This window comes from Natronotalea proteinilytica (assembly GCF_055379935.1).
Map to the genome: position 1 here is coordinate 940,476 of NZ_AP043947.1, position 17,656 is coordinate 958,131.

16 protein-coding genes are annotated in these 17,656 nt (G+C 57.8%); 4 read left to right on the plus strand and 12 right to left on the minus strand.

Annotation, left to right across the window (positions count from 1 at the left end; all coding sequences use genetic code 11):
• Positions 1 to 107: 107 nt before the first annotated feature.
• Positions 108 to 2,360 (plus strand): catalase/peroxidase HPI, encoded by a 2,253-nt coding sequence (katG, locus tag ACZ5AL_RS03950; protein ID WP_464512320.1) that lies wholly within the window; start codon positions 108 to 110, stop codon positions 2,358 to 2,360.
• Between the two features lie 213 nt (positions 2,361 to 2,573).
• Here katG and ACZ5AL_RS03955 read toward each other — a convergent pair whose 3' ends face one another.
• The 7 genes from ACZ5AL_RS03955 to fsa all read right to left on the minus strand — a co-directional run bounded on the left by ACZ5AL_RS03955 (position 2,574) and on the right by fsa (position 8,293).
• Positions 2,574 to 3,194 carry a hypothetical protein gene (locus ACZ5AL_RS03955; protein ID WP_464512321.1) on the minus strand — a complete coding sequence of 207 codons (621 nt, stop codon included), beginning with the start codon at positions 3,192 to 3,194 and terminating at the stop codon, positions 2,574 to 2,576.
• A 93-nt stretch (positions 3,195 to 3,287) separates the two neighbouring features.
• A complete protein-coding gene (locus ACZ5AL_RS03960; protein ID WP_464512323.1) occupies positions 3,288 to 3,692 on the minus strand; it encodes a 6-bladed beta-propeller in 405 nt (134 codons plus the stop codon).
• A 127-nt stretch (positions 3,693 to 3,819) separates the two neighbouring features.
• A complete protein-coding gene (locus ACZ5AL_RS03965; protein WP_464512324.1) occupies positions 3,820 to 4,293 on the minus strand; it encodes a hypothetical protein in 474 nt (157 codons plus the stop codon).
• Between the two features lie 28 nt (positions 4,294 to 4,321).
• The gene (locus ACZ5AL_RS03970; RefSeq protein ID WP_464512325.1) at positions 4,322 to 5,116 is read right to left on the minus strand and encodes a sulfotransferase family 2 domain-containing protein; all 795 of its coding nucleotides are present in this window, start codon (positions 5,114 to 5,116) and stop codon (positions 4,322 to 4,324) included.
• Between the two features lie 298 nt (positions 5,117 to 5,414).
• Positions 5,415 to 5,837: a hypothetical protein gene (locus ACZ5AL_RS03975; protein WP_464512326.1), complete on the minus strand. Its 423-nt coding sequence runs from the start codon at positions 5,835 to 5,837 to the stop codon at positions 5,415 to 5,417.
• Positions 5,838 to 6,145: 308 nt separating this feature from the next.
• Positions 6,146 to 7,570, minus strand: a complete 1,425-nt coding sequence (locus ACZ5AL_RS03980) for an MBL fold metallo-hydrolase (protein ID WP_464512328.1) — start codon at positions 7,568 to 7,570, stop codon at positions 6,146 to 6,148.
• A gap of 54 nt (positions 7,571 to 7,624) precedes the next feature.
• Positions 7,625 to 8,293 (minus strand): fructose-6-phosphate aldolase, encoded by a 669-nt coding sequence (gene fsa / locus ACZ5AL_RS03985; RefSeq protein ID WP_464512329.1) that lies wholly within the window; start codon positions 8,291 to 8,293, stop codon positions 7,625 to 7,627.
• Positions 8,294 to 8,452: 159 nt separating this feature from the next.
• On the opposite strand from fsa, the gene murB reads away from it, so the two are divergent.
• Both murB and ACZ5AL_RS03995 read left to right on the plus strand, forming a co-directional pair.
• Complete coding sequence (gene murB, locus ACZ5AL_RS03990; protein WP_464512330.1) at positions 8,453 to 9,541, plus strand: UDP-N-acetylmuramate dehydrogenase; 1,089 nt, start codon at positions 8,453 to 8,455, stop codon at positions 9,539 to 9,541.
• Positions 9,542 to 10,083: 542 nt separating this feature from the next.
• Positions 10,084 to 10,548 (plus strand): hypothetical protein, encoded by a 465-nt coding sequence (locus ACZ5AL_RS03995; RefSeq protein ID WP_464512332.1) that lies wholly within the window; start codon positions 10,084 to 10,086, stop codon positions 10,546 to 10,548.
• A 7-nt stretch (positions 10,549 to 10,555) separates the two neighbouring features.
• Here the strand turns inward: ACZ5AL_RS03995 and ACZ5AL_RS04000 are convergent, their stop codons facing one another.
• Both ACZ5AL_RS04000 and ACZ5AL_RS04005 read right to left on the minus strand, forming a co-directional pair.
• Positions 10,556 to 10,786, minus strand: a complete 231-nt coding sequence (locus ACZ5AL_RS04000; protein WP_464512333.1) for a YodC family protein — start codon at positions 10,784 to 10,786, stop codon at positions 10,556 to 10,558.
• A 213-nt stretch (positions 10,787 to 10,999) separates the two neighbouring features.
• Complete coding sequence (locus ACZ5AL_RS04005; protein ID WP_464512334.1) at positions 11,000 to 11,968, minus strand: ADP-ribosylglycohydrolase family protein; 969 nt, start codon at positions 11,966 to 11,968, stop codon at positions 11,000 to 11,002.
• A gap of 143 nt (positions 11,969 to 12,111) precedes the next feature.
• Here ACZ5AL_RS04005 and ACZ5AL_RS04010 point away from each other — a divergent pair, with 143 nt between their 5' ends.
• Positions 12,112 to 12,783 carry a heme exporter protein CcmB gene (locus ACZ5AL_RS04010; RefSeq protein WP_464512335.1) on the plus strand — a complete coding sequence of 224 codons (672 nt, stop codon included), beginning with the start codon at positions 12,112 to 12,114 and terminating at the stop codon, positions 12,781 to 12,783.
• Between the two features lie 122 nt (positions 12,784 to 12,905).
• Here the strand turns inward: ACZ5AL_RS04010 and ACZ5AL_RS04015 are convergent, their stop codons facing one another.
• The 3 genes from ACZ5AL_RS04015 to ACZ5AL_RS04025 form a co-directional block, all read right to left on the minus strand.
• Complete coding sequence (locus ACZ5AL_RS04015) at positions 12,906 to 15,827, minus strand: glycosyltransferase family 117 protein (RefSeq protein ID WP_464512337.1); 2,922 nt, start codon at positions 15,825 to 15,827, stop codon at positions 12,906 to 12,908.
• Between the two features lie 593 nt (positions 15,828 to 16,420).
• Complete coding sequence (rsmI, locus tag ACZ5AL_RS04020; RefSeq protein WP_464512338.1) at positions 16,421 to 17,086, minus strand: 16S rRNA (cytidine(1402)-2'-O)-methyltransferase; 666 nt, start codon at positions 17,084 to 17,086, stop codon at positions 16,421 to 16,423.
• Positions 17,087 to 17,134: 48 nt separating this feature from the next.
• On the minus strand, positions 17,135 to 17,644 hold the full coding sequence (locus ACZ5AL_RS04025) for a hypothetical protein (RefSeq protein WP_464512339.1): 510 nt from the start codon (positions 17,642 to 17,644) through the stop codon (positions 17,135 to 17,137).
• Between the last annotated feature and the right edge of the window lie 12 nt (positions 17,645 to 17,656).

A 17,656-nucleotide genomic window follows, 5' to 3' on the forward strand; every position in this document is an offset into this window, starting at 1 on the left:
AATCTGGATCGGATTTTTAGCGAGTATATATCAACTTCGCTACGCATTCTCCGGATGGGCTCTTACATTTCATGTGGCCGTACTTAAAACAATCAGTGAGGTACATTATGGAGCATTCTCAAAAGCAGTCTCCATCAAGCAACTCGGGGAATGGGGCAAGCGGATGCCCGGTCCATGGCGGAGGGGCGGACAAGGTCACCGGCAATCGGTTTAGCGATCATGACTGGTGGCCCGACCTGCTGCCTCTGAACATCCTTGACGACAATGCCTACGGTGGGAATCCGTACGACGCAGATTTCGACTACGCAGAGGCCTTCCTATCACTGGACTTTGAGGAGGTCAAGGAGGACATCTACGAGGTGATGACCACGCCTCAGGATTGGTGGCCCGCTGACTATGGACACTACGGACCGTTCTTCATTCGCATGGCCTGGCACAGCGCCGGCACGTACCGCACAGCGGATGGCCGCGCGGGCGCCTCAGGCGGTCTCCAGCGTCTTCCTCCGGAAAGCAGCTGGCCCGACAATATCAATCTCGACAAGTCGCGCCGCCTGCTGCAGCCGGTCAAGCAGAAGTATGGGCGGAGCCTCTCGTGGAGCGACCTGATGGTTCTTGCGGGCAACGTCGCGCTGGAGTCGATGGGCTTCGAGACGTTCGGATTCGCAGGTGGTCGCGAAGACGCGTTCAAATCCAACGAGGCGGTTCTGTGGGGGCCCGAAGAGGAATGGGAAACCACCTCGCCCCATCGCTTCCGCGAAGGAAAGGTCGGGCAACTCAAAGATCCGCTCTCAAATACCGTGATGGGGCTCATCTACGTGAATCCCGAAGGGCCGTACGGCGAGCCGGATGTGGAGGGATCTGCTAAGAACATCCGCGAGACGTTTACGCGGATGGCCATGAGCGACGAGGAAACCGTTGCGCTCATTGCCGGCGGACACACCTTTGGAAAAGTGCACGGCGCCGACAACCCTGAGGAGCATCTTGGTCCGGAGCCCGAGGCCGCTCCCATCGAAGAGCAGGGCCTGGGCTGGCAGCATGAGTTTGGCGATATTGGTGGGATGATTACCAGCGGCATCGAAGGGCCGTGGAACGCCACTCCCACGCAATGGGATACCAGCTATGTCGATAACCTGCTGGACCACGACTGGGTCTCTGTCAAAGGTCCTGGAGGGGCATGGCAGTGGAAGCCGGTCAATCAAGACGAAATCGAGCACGCCCCCGGTGCACAAGATCCGTCCACAACCGAGCAGCCCATGATGCTGACAACGGATCTGGCGCTGAAGCACGACCCCGATTACCGCGAGGTGCTGGAACGCTTTCAGGAGGATCCCGACCTGTTCCAAGAGGCGTTCGCCAAAGCGTGGTTCAAACTTCTGCACCGCGACATGGGGCCGCCCGAGCGGTACCTGGGTCCCGAAGTGCCCGATGAAACGATGATCTGGCAGGATCCGCTTCCCCGTGCCGACTACGACATGATTGGGGACGAGGAGATCGCTGAGCTCAAAGCGCAAATCCTGGACACGGATCTTTCGATCGCGCAGCGTGCGAAAACGGCCTGGGCGTCCGCCTGTACCTACCGCGATAGTGACAAGCGCGGCGGAGCGAACGGAGCCCGGATTCGCCTCGCGCCACAGCGCAATTGGGAGGTGAACGAGCCGGACGCACTGAAGACTGTACTGGAGACGTATGAAGCGATCCAGGAGGCCTTCAACAGCGCCCGTTCTGATGATGTGCGCGTTTCGCTTGCCGATCTGATCGTGCTAGGCGGACACACAGCTGTTGAGCAAGCTGCTGCCAAGGCTGGATACGACGTAGAGGTGCCGTTTGAACCCGGTCGCACCGATGCCACGCAGGAGCAGACCGACGTCACGTCGTTTGAGGTGCTGGAGCCCAAAACCGACGGCTTCCGCAACTACCTCGGTGGCGACTATGACGACCTCTACGACACGCTCGAAGAGCGGATGGTCGACCGAGCCGAGCTGCTGAACCTGACCGTGCCGGAAATGACGGTACTGGTCGGCGGTATGCGTGCGCTGGGTGCGACCTACGGAGACTCCGACCGCGGCATCCTCACCGATCAGCCGGGCACGCTGACCAACGACTTCTTCAAGAACCTGCTCTCAATGGACTACACGTGGGAGCCGGTCGATGAGGACAAGCAGGTGTTCGAGATCTGCGACCGCGACACTGGCGATGTCGAATGGGAAGCCACCCGCTTCGATCTCATCTTTGGATCGGATGCCCGCCTCCGCGCTGTTGCGGATGTCTACGGGGCTGATCCCGCCGAGGAGAAGTTCGTGCATGACTTCGTGGACGCCTGGACGAAGGTCATGACGCTGGATCGGTTCGATCTGAAGTAGATAACCACGTCATAACGTTCCGAGGCTCCAACACGCGCCTCTGGACGACTGCAAGACGGGTGAGCGGCAAAACGGGGAGAGTACTCTCTTTCGTTTTGTTCGCTCGCCCTGTTTTTTGTTGGGAGGGGCTTTGGAGGAATGCGATCACCGCACAAATCACTTCTCGCTCCTCTCCTCAAGCAGGCGTTCTATCAGCGCGACCACTTGTGCGTGTTATTGTTGCAACTCATATTTGACCACTACCGGTCCGCCTGATGCATCCTCATGGTCAACGGCATAAACGATATCCCCCTGTGCGGCTTCAAGCTGAATGGATTGTGGCATATCGACCCACCCATGTAGGTTTTCTTCTGCATCGGTGACGACCCATACGGTTGTGTCCTCGGCAATGTCGCGCAGACCAAGCCAAACACGGCCCCGGTCATCGGCGAAAAAACCGCGAGTGGCTGGCCAGCGGTCGGGGATGCGGGCGCGGAGCACCTGCCGGAAGTCAGATGCCATGTGTGCGGGTTGCCAATCGCTATCGATCATGTCTCGCCGATCAGAAGACGTGAGGGCAGCCCCATCGTGAGGCATCGTAATCTGGTTGCGATGATTCAGTTCTGTGTTATACACATCCACGACAGCGTGTCCCGACCAGTGGTGATACAGCCGATCGCGGGCAAACGCAAAATGGGATTCACGGTAGTAAGGCAGTGCATGAAAAATGGCCCCGTCCTCATTCTGGACAATAAAGTTGTCGGTGCCTTCTACAGCATGTACGGAGTCCTGCAAGCTTCCATCGGGTTTTGTCTGGCTTAGAATGGCTTTGTTCTGCAGATCCCGATCGTCCATGCTCCGAATGACCGTGGGGCCATCTTCGACCCAGAGAGCCCCATGTGTGTCGCGCGCTATGAGCGTGCGGTCAGAGAGCGGTTCCTTTGGCGTTCACATCCGGCCCAACTCCGGACTCCCTGTTGGCCACAGGTTCATGCGGCGTGCCATGGAATCGTAGGCATAAAGCGTGTCATTGAAGACGGCAAGGTCAGAAAGAAAAGAAAACTCGCCGGGTCCGTCACCGGATTCCCCAACGGTGTAGAGAAACGAGCCATCAGCATCGAAGGCAGAAATCTGAAGGGCCTGTCCGTCTGCGACGTAGACGCGTCCCTCTGCATCCGTCGCGATGGCTGAAATCGATCCGAACAGAGGTTCATCGAAGCGATCCACCTCCTCCAGAGACAGGCGTGGGAGGTCTTCGAGCCAGGCCGTCGTATCGGCACGCTCGTTCTGGCATCCAAGGAGGACAACAACGAAGGCAAGTACGAGAACAGAAAGAGCGTCTGTTCGATTCATCGAGGTGCGGTTTGCTTCGTGAGAGGGGCTGGGTTACAGACATACGAGGAGCCCCATACCGCGCATGGTCTTGCTGGGCATGGGCGGTTGGCGCTGAGATCCGTCTGCCTATCGGCGTCAGGATGAATTATGGAGCCTCTTGCGTCTGGGTAAGGCTGATGCTGACTTCTTCACTGCCACTGAAAATGAGACGCGGGCACGGCCCCTGCTCCTCGCGATTGGCATACTCTACATCGCCAAGATCCACGCGCTTGCTTTTGTAGGTGGGAGCAGAAGCAGTGAACGCGTACGTTGCTTGTTGGCGAGCAAACGAGCAGGGAACGGTGCATACGAGCGAATCCCCCTCTACCTCGACGTTTTCTCCTTCACGGAGGCCTGGAAACTGCACCCTAACGGAATCCTCCTCGACAACGAAATCAGTCAGCGAAATGGTGGAGATGGACTCGTTGGACGAGACGGCGGTCGCGCTCGTGATCTCAATAAGCGGTGTTTCCTTGATGACGTCGCACGTCCCTAATTTAGACTCTCCAAAGAGATCACAGCCTGCCATGAGCAGGGCCGCAAGGACGACAGCGGTGAGGTGGCGGGGGAGTTGGTTCATGGTGTGTTGTATCCTGCTATACAGTGATTTAGTTAAGAAGCTTTCTTCCGTTTCGGTAAAGCCATAGAAAAGGTGGAGCGATAACTTTAACGACTTTGTTCCACCGTCTAAAACGGTGCAGTTCCTCATCAACTTCCTTGGATATGGTCTCCCAGAGCGTCTCAAATCGCTCTTGGGCAAAGCGATATAAGGCCAAGTCAAGCTCATTATGGGTACGAACAGCCTCAATAGTCTTCTGAGACAGTTCGTCAGTTGAGGGGCGGTCGGTATTTACTTTTCGGTAGACATAGAAGGGCATGCGCGACCACCCCAGGCGCCTTCGGAATAGAAGAAGGCTTTCATCAAAGCGTTCGGTAAGTCCAAAAGCAGCGAATTCGTTCTGGAGCCGATTCTTCGCTGTGGCGAGAGCAGCTTCAGAATCAGTCTCTGGATCCATGGCAGAGAGAAATTGCACCTGTCGGTTTGAGTCGGTGATGGGGTGATCACTCTGCAAAAACTCCTGCAATGGAAGAGAGGCTAAAAGAGAGTTTGGATTTCGGGCACGGTTGTAAAAGTAGTGCGACACGACTCGCTCGATTGGATGCCTTAGGATGGTGAAGTACCGGCATTTGCCCACAAGATGTCGGTGGAGCCCGTACCGTGCATGTCCCGTAACGAGATCCTGCATTTGAACACGCTTCGGTGCCTCGGTCGCTTTCCAATGATTGAGCTTATCCCCCATATCAGGCAGATGATGAACAGATCCAGGCCCGTACACCCACTTTAGAGCTGTCTGGGCGCTCATGCCACCAGTTTTAGGAATGTGTAGAAAAATGTCAGGCATCAGAAGATAGATATGAATCAGGCACGAGAATACTCTATCTATAGGGTCTCCGGCAGAGTTTGAGTAGCGGTCATATCCAGGCGAACTACTTCACGTACTCAAACACAGGCGTATCAACGACACGATTCGGGGTCTGCTGATCGTGAAAGCCAATACGTTTTATCTAAGAGACACCGCTTAGAACAGTTTATTTAAACCGGACTGTAAAGGATCGTCTGACTTTTATCGTGCACTTTGCGAGAAAACTGCTTTGCTAATTCAAGACACTTCATATTTGGGGTCTTATTCTGCAAGTAATTTATTCTTTGCCGTCTAAACAATCACGAATCAGGCTTTTCATCATGTCTGTCTCGATGCCTCGCAGGACAAAAGCTTCGGCATCTTGCTCGCCCATGTCCGCATGCAAATTAAATTCCCGTTTTAAATTACTGTGGCCATAATAGTCAATTGACTCATACAAGCGTGCAGCATCACGTTCACCAAACACCTCCTTAAGTGCTGCAATCATTGCCTTATTGGCATTGCGTGATCCTATCTTCTGCATACGTATAATTTGAGCTACGAACCCAAACACATAACCGGAAACTGAAGGTGAATCTAGACAACTAGCCAGAGTGTCTTCATCTCCAATTTCACCTCTCATTTCAAAATACTGTCTTTGAAGTGCTTTACGAGAATTAATAGAAACACTTTTTCTTGCAAACCAACTGAAAATACCCATGTTAGAGTCGCGAAGTTTTTATTAGCCATAGAACTTATACACATCGTACCACATGACATAGCACGCATTTAGAAAAAACGCCAGCATACAGCCAAATCTATTCTATGACAGCAGCCCGTATCCGGACATGCCACGCTATGTGCAGCGCGTGTAAATGATAGTGGCGATTTTATAAAGATTACGCAACCTCTCACACACATGCAACTTCACGCAAAGCTGCAGAGAAAAACCATCCCCCCAAACCAAAAACGCCCCTGCCGCGATGACAAGGGCGTTGAAGCACTACGTAGAAAAAGTTCAGGGAGGCCTTACGCCGACACATCCGACCGCTCGTTTAGCAGGTCGATGGGCACACCACCCTTGGGCTGGTGGACGGTAATCGAGTCGTCGATGGCGCGGATGTGCTCCTCCATCCAGTCGCGGGCATCGGGTTCGCCGTGGACGAGAATCACTTCGCGCGGCGCCATGTGCTCGACCACCTGCAGCAGCTCGTGACGGTTGCTGTGTCCGGAGAAGCGGAAGCGCTCCACCGTGCAGCGCACGGGCTGGGCGCCCGTTTCGGGGTTGAGTACCACTTCGGACGATTCGCTACCGTTCTGGGCGGCATCAAACAGACGGGCCGCGGGCGAGCCTTCTTTGGAGTAGCCCACCAGCAGAACGGCGTTCTTGGGATCGTCGATGATGCGCCGCCCAATCCGGTTGGAAAGGGTCGGCTCGAACATCATGCCGCTGCTAAGCACATGAATGCTGGGGCCCTGCAGGGCTTCCTCCTTGCGAGAGGTGCTGCGCGGCAGTCGCTTCTGATCGACGCCAAACACGCGAAAGTTGCTATCCACGCGGGGGGTGCTGGTGCGCGTCTGATCGTACAGATCGGCAATCGCACGCATCGACCCCGCGGTGTAGATGGGCACATCCTCGTCGATCTTGTTCTGGCGCTTCAGGCGGTCGAGCACAGCCAGCGTTTCCTGGGCACGACCCATCACGAAGACTGGGATGAGCGCGGTGCCGCCCCGGTTAAGCGTGCGCTGCAGCGCCTCGGTGAACTTCTTCATCTCCTCGCCCCGGCTGGTCTGCGCGGCCTCTTCGTCGTTGCCGAGCGTGGATTCGAGGATCAGCACATCCGTTTCGTCGGGGTACTGCGCACCGGGCAAGATCGACTGCGCGCTCAGCTTGGTGTCGCTGGTGTAGAAGATGCGCGTGGCGTCGTTATCCGGATCCACCGTCAGCTCAACGCCCACCCCGCCGAGGATGTGTCCGGCCGTGTAGAACTGGGCTTTAACCGGCACATCCCCCTTGAGGCCGGTGACGTCGAACGGCTTCTGCAGGGCGTGCGTCAGGTACAGATCGCTGAGGGGCTCGACCTCCTTCTCGGTGAAGAGCGGATCGGCTTTGCTGCTGCCCTCGCGCACGCGGCGGGCCTGCAGGCGGGCCGAGGCCGGCAACAGAAACTCCAGCAGGCGCCGCGTGGCATCCGTCATGTGCGTGATGACGTGCGGAAACTCGCGGTACAGCACCGGCACCGACCCCATGTGATCGTGATGCGCGTGGGTGACAAACGCATGGTCTACAAACCGATCGTCGGAGCGGTGCACAAGGTCAAAGCTGGGGAGCGAGTCGGACCCGTCGGTGCGCGGATCCACCCCCGCATCCAGCAAGATTCCAGTGCCCTGCAGGTCTAAGTAATGACAGCTAGCGGCGATATCGTCGGTTTCGCCAAGGGCAAGAAATTCCATAAGGCACACAACAAGCAACAGTAAAGTATACGAAGCCCCCCAGCAAATCAGCGGTTACGCCGCCTCGGCAGCCAGCTCTTCCTGATACGCGTTCCAGTCGTCGAGGAAGCGCTCCAGGCCGCGATCGGTAAGCGGGTGCTCCAGCAGCTTCTGAATGGTGCCGAATGGAATCGTCGCCACATCGGCTCCGGCCAGCGCTGCTTCTTTAACGTGCATAGGGTGCCGAATGGAGGCCGCCAGAATTTCGGTTTCGAAGCCGTAGTTGTCGTAGATGTCCACGATCTCCTCAATGAGTTGCATCCCGTTGGACGAAATGTCATCGATGCGTCCGATGAACGGACTGATGTACGTGGCTCCGGCTTTGGCGGCGAGTAGCGCCTGCATGGGCGAGAAGCAGAGCGTGCAGTTGGTGGGAATGCCTTCGTCAGAGAGCGCCCGGATGGCTTTGATGCCTTCGCGGATAAGCGGCACCTTCACCACCACGTTGTCATGGAGTTGCGCCAGTTCATGCGCCTCCGTCATGATGCCCGCAAAGTCGGTAGCCGTCACTTCCGCCGACACATCGCCGTCCACGATGTCACAGATTTCGCGCACGCGCTGGTGGAAGTCGATATTGCCTTCCTTCTTGACGAGTGAGGGGTTGGTTGTTACCCCATCAAGCACGCCCAGGTCGTTGGCTTCTCGAATTTCGTTAAGGTTGGCGGTATCGATGAAAAATTTCATAGCGCGTTCGTTTGTTCGGTGACAAGTACATGGCGTATAGCATTGATGTAATGCGTATGGCGATTCAGAGTTCAGCACCAAGCAGCGTGGCACAACTGAACGGGTTGGCTCGTTGCAGAGACGTCTTTGCATTCTGCTGTCTATCGTGTTGTTACCTTCATGCCCTCATTTCCCCCTCCGTATCACCAAAACGGCACCGCCCCTACGCTTTCGGATGCGACGCTTGCCCGTGCTATTGATGCGTTGAAGCCCCATGCCGGAGCGGCGCTGCAACGGGATGTCCCCCTTGCCCCGTACACGACATTCAAGATTGGCGGCCCTGCCGATTTGTTCTGGGAGGTGCAGTCTGCCGATGAACTCGCCACCGCTCTCTCTGTGGCCCGCTCGCTGCAGATCCCGCACCACGTCCTTGGCACCGGAGCCAACCTGATCATCGGAGATCTCGGTGTGCGCGGACTCGTCATTCGCAATGCGGCAGATGCGATACGCATCGATCCCGAGACGCAGCAACTCTGGACGGAGAGCGGTGCCATCATGTATCCGGATGTGATTCATGCGGCGGTAGAGGCGGGGCTTTCGGGGTTGGAGCACTACGTGGGCATCCCCTCTACCGTGGGTGGCGCGCTGTGGCAAAACCTGCACTTTCTATCGCCAGCCCCCGAGCGCGAGCGGACGATGTTCATCGAGGAGGTGGTCTCCGAGGCCGAAATCCTGACCGAAGCGGGCACGCGCCGCACGGTCGGCCTGGACTACTTCAATTTCGACTACGACTATTCGATTCTGCACGACTGTGACGACATCGTGCTTAGCGCTACGTTTCAGCTGGAGCCGGGCGATAAATCGCGCATGCGGCGTATCATGGACGAGAACCTGGAATGGCGTTCGCTGCGCCACCCGCCGCTCGATACCGAGCCCAGCGTCGGGTCCATCTTCAAAAAGATTGAGGGCGTCGGTGCCGGACGGCTCATCGATGAGTGTGGGCTGAAGGGCATGCGCATAGGAGGCGCTGAGGTGACGCACCGCCATGCCAACATTTTCGTGAATCGCGGTGGGGCGACGGCGGCTGATGTGTGCGCGCTCATCGACCGGGTGCAGCGCACGGTGGAGGCCGAGACGGGCTACTTTCTGGATACCGAAATCGGCTTTGTGGGCGTCTTCGACCCGCCGTCTACCACAGAGCCGCGCTTCATGCCCAAGCCCGAAGGTGTTGTCACCGCCGCCGAACGCGCAAAGATGGCGCGCTCTTGATGTGTAATCAGGAAGCAAAGTTTACCCTCGTCGCGATGTACAACCGGCATGACCTTCGGCCCCTCTGCGTCGCGACGAAAAACTGGACGCTCTGCGTCCGACGCTGGGGACGCTGGAGCATCCCAAAAAACGTGGCGACGCTGGAGCATCGCCACGAGAATGAGAGAATGCGGAATTCGCACCAACGTATCCCGATCCACATGTTTGTCATGTTGAGCAAGCGGAGGGCCCCCAGGCCCGGAGCGCGTCGAAACATCTCCTCGGCGCTCAGCAGCTACTTTTAAAACAACTGTCCCGCCCATTTCGGGGTAGATCTTTATTCGCTACGCTCGTGTCGGAGATGATCCCTCATAGCGATGCGCTGCGTCGGTCGGCCTGGCTTCTAAAACTCTGCAGTGCCTATCACATGCGCCGTACAAATCGCCGGGGACGCAAGCGGTCCCCGGCTATGGGATTCCTTAGCTCGGGATCAGAAGCGGAGCGGATATCCCGGGCGATCAGTGGCGCGGTGCAATCCAGACCTTGACACGTAACAGAACCCCATGATCTACCGTTGGCTGCACATCGTGAATGCCGGACTGGTGGGACTGACCCTGGCGCACTGGGCATCGGGTCGGATACAGGGAGTCGAGATTCTTGCTGGGGCAGACATCTCAATTGCAGGAGTGCTGGTGGTAGCGAGCATCTGCTACGGCGCGGCGTGGACCGTCTGGGCGGTGCCCTCGTCAATGAATGTGCCGAATCAGGAGGCGTACGATGCACTGTCTACAGCCGCGAAGCGTACAATTATCGCGGAGACGCTTCAGCCCTTTTTGTATGTCAGTGCCACGCTCTGGCTAGCTGTCGTACTCACTGTCGCCTTCATCCCGGCGCTGCTGGCGATTGTTCTGCTGGTCCTTGTGGGGCACTTTGTAGAGTTGGCACTGGCCGTCCACTTCCTTTTTCTGAAGCTACCCCGTGAAATCAAAACCCAGCAGCAGATAGCCGACTCGCAGGGAGACGTGTGAGCATCCCTTATCCGTCTGCATCCACACGCGTTAGCGCCTCAGCCGCAAAGCCCGAATCTTGCTTTTCATCGTCGGTATTGAACCACGTGCAGATGACATCGCCTTCCTTCAAGCCCTGATTCTGCAGGAGATTGTCCATCTGCGGGTTGCCGGTGGGGTCGCCAACCACCCGGGTAACAGTCATGGTGGGCCCTCCAGATTTCAGTCGGACGAGGTCGCCGGTTGCAAAGTTAGCCATGGGGAGTGGAGATGGGTTTGGGGATAGAGCCAACGGTTTAGGTAGACACACAAAAGAACCTTTGAGTATGTCATTGCGAGGAACGCCAGCGACGTGGCAATCTTGTACTTTCAAACTGGCGGCACTGCCCAATCGCAAGGCATGAGATCGCCACGTCGGTCGCAGGCTCCCTCCTCGCGATGACAAGGTGTAAACGTATTTTTGCTGAGCTACTTAGGATGCGGGCAGGTCGAGCGATTCGGCGAGCCCCTCGGCCTGCACGCGCAGATGATCGGCGCCTTCGAGCCCTTCTTTCCATTCGGTGGGAAAAGCCTCCCAACCATGCAACGTGCCCAGCAGGGCACCCATCATAGCGCCGGTGGTGTCGGCATCGCCGCCTACGTTGATGCCCGAAAGCAGCGTGTTTTCGAGCAGATCGGGTGCGCGGGCGACCATAGCAGCAGCAAACGGCCAGGCCTCATCGGCAGCCAGTCCAGCGCCGTTGCACAGATCGCGCAAGTCGAGTGGAAACTCGTTGAGCTGGTCGGAAAGGCTGCGGAGGCGATCGGACACGCGGGTGTCGTCGCCCAGTTGCGCTTCTGCCCAGGCAGTGGCATCGGTGATGGTGACCCAGAAGTCATCGGGATCAAAGTCATCGAGGCCGGTGATGGCGCAGTAGCGTGTGGCAGCGGCTTGTCCCCATCCGGCAGCCAGCGCCGCGGGGTGGGCATGGGTTACGCGCAGGAGGTTGCGAATTGGTGGGAACGCTTCATCACGCGTAGCCTGGGTGGCGGCCCACCAGAGGCCAAGCGGAGCTGCGCGCATGGCGGCGCCGTTGGTAGCGCGCTCGGCATTGCCCGATCGGCTGGGCGGTGTACCTTGGGCCAGGTGCTCAATCGCGGAGGTCGTGGTAGGGCCCCAGCGGCGTGCTTTATCCTGCATTGACACATACTCCATGGCAACCTCGGCGGGCCAGTCGGCAGGAGCGGCCGTCCACACGACGCGGGCTGTAGCAAACGTGAACTGCGTATCATCCGTCCATTGTCCGGCCTGCAGGTCGCCGCGCTTTTCATCGTCGCGGTACTCTTTGATGCCTTTGTAGTAAGTCCGGATGTTTTGATGGCTGAGGCCCTCAACAGGCATGCCAAGGGCATCTCCAACGGCAGTTCCAAGCAGCGTACCCAGGCAGGTATCGGCGGTCATAAGCACTTAGCGATAAGCAAACGAAGAAGGTGATTAGGCGCAACGTGCTGTACAAACACGGGTACTACGCACCGAGCAACAGCGAGATGCGTTCCTATACGCAGCCTCAACGCTGGATGTTGACTGGTTTATTTTCCTTTGGCATGATGGATTGGCTGGCCGGTACCTACGCGGTCTTTCGAAAGGATGTACAGATTGAACTACGGAAGCGCGTGGCGCTGAACATGCTGGGGCTGTTTGTGCTGGCTACCCTGGCGCTGGTGCTCTTTGCCGTAGGCCAGGAAACCCTTGATCCCGCTGTGGAATCGGCGTTGCTGTGGATCGTGATTCTCTTTTCAGCGTCCATTGGCCTTGGGCGCACGTTCATGAGCGAGGCGGAAACGGGGACGCTGTTGTTGCTTCAGTTGCATGTGCAGGGTAGCATGGTGTTTGCCGGAAAGCTCCTGTTTACGCTGTTGTTGGTGTTCGGGCTCAACGCGGTGGCGGTGGCGCTTTTTGTGCTGATGTTGGATGTGCAGGTTGCTGCTCCGGGATTGCTGCTTGTCACGCTGGTATTGGGCGCGCTCGGGCTCTCCGGAGCCACCACGCTGCTGGGCGCGCTCATTGCGCGAGCCACACAGCGCGGGCCGCTGTTGCCCGTGTTGCTGCTCCCTGTGCTGATGCCGCTGCTTCTGTCGGTGGTGGAAGCCACACGCATCGCCTTGCAGGGCGGCACCTGGGTGGCGGCGCAGGATGAACTGCTTACGCTCGTTGGGTTTGCGGGCACGACCATCACCGCCGCTGTGCTTCTTTTCGATTATGTGTGGACCGACTGAGCGTAGAGGGCGGTTGGCGTCGACCCTTTCTCCAACACCCCCGATCGTCGATTCGTGCGCACAAAATTGGCAACTCTGAACGCAGGGTTCGTCCCCCTTCTTTTGCAGTGATAGATGCACGGTTACGGGGTGGGGGCAGCTGGAGGCATCTGCTGTGGCGTCTCTTGGGGAAGACCTTCGGGCAAATCATCGGGCACGTCTTCGGGGCCTATGTCATCAGCAAGTCCATAGTCGCGCATGATCTCCTGTGGGATGTCATACGGAAGCTGCGGACGGAGCGCATCGAACGCCTCATCGAAGGCATCGACCTTCTCGGGGCGGTTGGCGTCGAGGTAGCTCATCCGTACGGATCCGGCAAACTGAAGTGCAAAGAGAAACTCTTGCGTGTCGCGTGCCATGCGCAGCTCATCGAAGACGAGCGGCTCCAGATCCACCATAATGTCGGCTACACGATCGGTGGCTCCCATTGCTTCATAGGCTTGTGCTGTGAGCACATAGCTTTGCACGTTTCCGGCGATCGTTTCGAACGGCACGCGCGCTACGAACGCATCTAGGAACTCGCGGGCTGCTTCGGGATCATCCTGCGCCCATTGTTCGGCCATGTGGGTGGTGAACAGGCGATATCCGTCGGCCATGCGACGGGCGTTTTCGTCATGATAAACCGTTGGATCGTCGAGCCCCCGATAGCGGAAGTCGCGCATCCGTTCTTCAATGATTTCGGGGATTACACGTCCAAATCGGATGTCGTGCTCTACCGGTACAACCCGGTAGGCTTGGCCCTCAAGCTGCAGGTAGTCGTCGAGACCGATGCGCCCGCTTCCGGCCACGGTCACGGCAAAGTAGATGGGGCGCTCCCAGCCTTCTTCCGCATTGCTACGTACAATGTCAAATGCGGCGATATCCGCGATCTGCAGCATATTGCTTTGCTGGTCAAACGGGCGGCCCTCCAGGTGCCATCGCATGGGCGAGCTGACATTGGCTGAATCGGAGGGGTGTACTACGTTGTTGTGGAGTACCGTTTCGGTATCCACGGAAACGGCCACGTCTTGGGCATCCCACGGGCGCGGGCGGATGTTTTCGATCTGTTCATCACTTAGCGACATGGGGAGCGGTGCTGAATCGCGCGCCTGGTTGTGCTTCAGTTGTCGCAGATACCAGGAGGTGTTCAGGAGCGAGAGATTCACCACACGCACATCACGACGTACGCCTTCTACTTCTTGCAAGTACCACAGCGGAAAGGTATCGTTGTCGCCGTTGGTGAAGAGAATGGCGTTTTCGTCTACGCTGTTCAGCATGTTGTAGGCGTAGTCGTGCGCCAGGTAGCGCCCCGAGCGGTCGTGGTTGTCGTAGTTTTGGGTGAGCATCCAGCCGGGTACGGCCAGTAAGATGGCGGCTCCGGCAGCCCACAGGCTGGCCTGTCGCTTAAGATCGGGTAGCTTGTCGTTGAGGCTATCCTTGAGCAGATGCAAAAGTCCCGTAGCGCCAAGGCCCACCCATAAGCTGAAGGCAAAGAAACTTCCGGCATAGGAATAGTCGCGCTCGCGGGGTTGAAACGGCGTTTGGTTGAGATACAGAATGATCGCAACGCCGGTCATAAAGAACAGCACCGCCACAGCGGAGGCCCGGCGCCAGTCCCACGTAAAGTGATAGAAGATGCCAAACAGCCCAAGGAGCAGCGGCAGCGCAAAGTAGACGCTGCGTCCGGCTTGTTCGCTGGGCGTTTGCCCTACCAGTTCGGCGCTTGCTTCGGGCGGATCGATCCACGATATGCCGGTGGCCGCGGGGGCATCTTGCACGTCCGAGGCGCGCCCTGCAAAGTTCCACAGGAAGTAGCGGGTGTACATCTTCCCGAGTTGGTGGTGCAGGAAGAACGACAGATCGGAGTTATACTGATCGTACACCTGTCCATGACGCGGGTCGGGCGACCAGCGGCGGGGGAAGAGCGCATCGGAGTCGCGGTCTACCTGGCCGAGGCGATCATCGTAGGTGGGGCCTCGGAAGAGAGGCCGATCGCCATATTGCTCGCGTCCCATGTACGAGATAAACGCCTCAATGGAGGACGGGTCGTTCTGGTCAATCGGCGGGTCGATATCGCTCCGGATGGGAATGAGCGCGTACGAGGAGTAGCCAATAAGCGCCAGGGCGATGTACAGGAAGAGCAAGTTTGCGATGCGCATGCGCTTGGTGTGCGTGATGTACACGCCATAGGCCACGCCGCCCAAGATGATGGTTAGCACCAGCAGGGGCGTGTTTGTGGCCCCCAGCAGTGAGGGCAGGCCCTGAATGATGCCGGGGTAGAGCAGCAAGAAGATTCCGGAGGCCACACCGCCCGTTAGCGCCAGGTACTGCAGCCGTGTTGCTGTGCTCCAGTCGGGTTGGTCGTAGCGCTGAAAGAACACGATAAGCGCGACGAAGAACAGCGAGAGCAAGCTCAACAGGTGGATTCCAATGGCCAGCCCGTACAGATATGCAATTACGAGCAGCCACCGTTCGGATTTGGTGCCTAGCACGTGGCGTACGCCTCGGGCCAGTGCCCGGTCTTCAGCACGAGCGTACTCGCTCCATTTTAGCGCGAGCCACACACAGAGCGTGGTGAAGAACGTCGAGAGGGCGTAGGTTTCGGCCTCCACGGCGTTGAACCAGAACGAGTCAGACACCGCCAGGGTGAGTGCTCCCACTACCGCTCCAACATAGGCTCCGATGCGTACATCCGGGCTCCAGTCGGATTTTGGGCCGCGCCATTCCCGGATCAGTTGAAGAATGATGAGATAGGTGAACAGCACCGCAAAGGCGCTGGAGAGCACGGAGATCAGGTTGATCGATAGAGCCACGTACTCGGTGGGCACGAACATCGAAAAGAACCGCCCGATCAGCATGTAGAACGGAGCTCCAGGCGGGTGCGGGATTTGCAGGGTGTTCGATACCGCGATGCGTTCGCCCGGGTCCCAGAACGAGACGGTGGGGGCTACAGTCAGTGCATACAGCACCAATGCAAATGTGAAGACGACCCCGGGAAGAACCCGATCAAGACGCGACCAATTCATGCAGATGGCAAAAGCTACAGAGACAGGAGTACGAACAGTAAGTGGGTCAGACGGTGGGAAACGCTGTGCCGGTAGCTGAAGGCAAGAGCGCGCCGTACACATCAATGCAGTGCACAGCCGACGGATCCATGGTGCCCGCCCGAGAAAAGCACATCAGACCGCATGTACGATGAGGAGACTGTGAAGGTGGGGGGCTTCGTGTTCTTCCTCCCTGTGCCTCCGAGTCCCCGATTGTCCGGTATGTTTAGACGCCTGGGCGCAACCCGCTTTAATGATGTCATCCTGAGCGGAGCGGCTCCGTCTAGCAGGGCCGCTGAATCGCCCAGCGTCTGCTGAACGCCGGGGAGATGGCTCGGCGTGCTCCGGGTGGGGCCCGTCGCGTGCACTCTAAAAGCACTTCTTCCCTGCGACTGACGCGGCGCTGGGCGTAGCCCGAGTACTCCTGGGGGGCGATCTCATGCCGTTGATTGGACAGTTGCACCCGACCTGATGGCATGAGATTGCGTCGCTGCGCTCGCAATGACAAGATCGTGAGTTATTCTCGGTACGTTAGGGGGCCATGTGTTACCCAAACATTGACCTGTGACACAGCACTATGCCCCATCCACCACAATAACGCACTCACCGCGCACCTTCGACTGACCCGCAAAATACTTGCGTAGTTCGTCGAGCGTGCCGCGCCGCAGTTCTTCGTGCATCTTGCTGATTTCGCGTGCCACGGCGGCCAGGCGACCAGGCGAGAGGGCGTTCGACAGGTCGCGCAGTGTGCGAATGAGCCGATACGGCGACTCGTAAAAAACGAGCGTGCGCGGCTCGGTTGACAGCTCTTTCAGGCGGGTTTGGCGCCCTTTTTTGCGAGGCAAGAACCCCTCAAACACAAAGCGATCGCTGGGCAGTCCACTGGCAGTTAGGGCGGGCACAAAAGCAGTAGCGCCCGGCAAGGCCGAGACCGGGATGCTTCGTTCGTGGCAGGCACGCGTCAGGTAAAACCCCGGATCAGAGATGCCCGGCGTGCCGGCATCACTGATGAGAGCAATGTCATGTCCCGCCCGCATGCGTTTGACCAGGTGGCGCGTTTTGTCGTGTTCATTGTGGGCGTGAAAGCTGGTTGTGGGCGTGTTGATGCCGTAGTGGTTCAGGAGCACGCCCGAGGTGCGCGTATCCTCGCACGCAATTAAATCGACCGATTTGAGCGTGTCTACGGCGCGATAGGTTATATCGGCCAAGTTGCCGATGGGAGTGGGAACGAGGTAAAGCATGCAATGGGATCGTCAGCGGGTAGGGGGAGAGGTAGACAGCGACGGTAGTTACCAAGACCGATCGTCATCGGGCATTTCGCGGGTATCTACGTCGGCGTCAGCGTCGTCGTCACCGCTGAGCAGCGAGCCCCCCAGGGCGCCACCAATAGCCCCAAACACAGCCCAGAGAATGGCTCCCATAATGAGCCCCACCAAGAGGGCCCCCATGCCGGGCTCTTGCATTGCTGCTTGCTCTTGGCCCTGCATAAAATCTTCCATGCTCATGCCCGACATGCTTTCGGCAAAATTTTCCATGATGGATTCGCCGTCAAGGCCTAAGGGACGCAAGATCCAGTCGAATCCTGCGCTAAGCAGTGATCCAACTACACCGGCACCAGCACCCAGGGTAGCCCCTTCAACCGGGTCAATGGATGTGTTGCTTGTCGTGATGTAATGCCACGAAGCAACAAACCCGCCCGCGATCACGCCTGCACAGCACAGAAGATTAATAAGCGAGAGGTACGACGTACTGAGCACGCCCACTACCACTCCGCCAACAAAAATTGATTGGATGCGCATTGTGCTATATTG

What these genes read in the sequence shown, in the direction of transcription:
- katG (WP_464512320.1), top strand. Translation starts at nt 108, where the DNA reads ATGGAGCATTCTCAAAAGCAGTCTCCATCAAGCAACTCGGGGAATGGG.
- ACZ5AL_RS03955 (WP_464512321.1), bottom strand. Translation starts at nt 3,194, where the DNA reads ATGGACGATCGGGATCTGCAGAACAAAGCCATTCTAAGCCAGACAAAA.
- ACZ5AL_RS03960 (WP_464512323.1), bottom strand. Translation starts at nt 3,692, where the DNA reads ATGAATCGAACAGACGCTCTTTCTGTTCTCGTACTTGCCTTCGTTGTT.
- ACZ5AL_RS03965 (WP_464512324.1), bottom strand. Translation starts at nt 4,293, where the DNA reads ATGAACCAACTCCCCCGCCACCTCACCGCTGTCGTCCTTGCGGCCCTG.
- ACZ5AL_RS03970 (WP_464512325.1), bottom strand. Translation starts at nt 5,116, where the DNA reads ATGCCTGACATTTTTCTACACATTCCTAAAACTGGTGGCATGAGCGCC.
- ACZ5AL_RS03975 (WP_464512326.1), bottom strand. Translation starts at nt 5,837, where the DNA reads ATGGGTATTTTCAGTTGGTTTGCAAGAAAAAGTGTTTCTATTAATTCT.
- ACZ5AL_RS03980 (WP_464512328.1), bottom strand. Translation starts at nt 7,570, where the DNA reads ATGGAATTTCTTGCCCTTGGCGAAACCGACGATATCGCCGCTAGCTGT.
- fsa (WP_464512329.1), bottom strand. Translation starts at nt 8,293, where the DNA reads ATGAAATTTTTCATCGATACCGCCAACCTTAACGAAATTCGAGAAGCC.
- murB (WP_464512330.1), top strand. Translation starts at nt 8,453, where the DNA reads ATGCCCTCATTTCCCCCTCCGTATCACCAAAACGGCACCGCCCCTACG.
- ACZ5AL_RS03995 (WP_464512332.1), top strand. Translation starts at nt 10,084, where the DNA reads ATGATCTACCGTTGGCTGCACATCGTGAATGCCGGACTGGTGGGACTG.
- ACZ5AL_RS04000 (WP_464512333.1), bottom strand. Translation starts at nt 10,786, where the DNA reads ATGGCTAACTTTGCAACCGGCGACCTCGTCCGACTGAAATCTGGAGGG.
- ACZ5AL_RS04005 (WP_464512334.1), bottom strand. Translation starts at nt 11,968, where the DNA reads ATGACCGCCGATACCTGCCTGGGTACGCTGCTTGGAACTGCCGTTGGA.
- ACZ5AL_RS04010 (WP_464512335.1), top strand. Translation starts at nt 12,112, where the DNA reads ATGATGGATTGGCTGGCCGGTACCTACGCGGTCTTTCGAAAGGATGTA.
- ACZ5AL_RS04015 (WP_464512337.1), bottom strand. Translation starts at nt 15,827, where the DNA reads ATGAATTGGTCGCGTCTTGATCGGGTTCTTCCCGGGGTCGTCTTCACA.
- rsmI (WP_464512338.1), bottom strand. Translation starts at nt 17,086, where the DNA reads ATGCTTTACCTCGTTCCCACTCCCATCGGCAACTTGGCCGATATAACC.
- ACZ5AL_RS04025 (WP_464512339.1), bottom strand. Translation starts at nt 17,644, where the DNA reads ATGCGCATCCAATCAATTTTTGTTGGCGGAGTGGTAGTGGGCGTGCTC.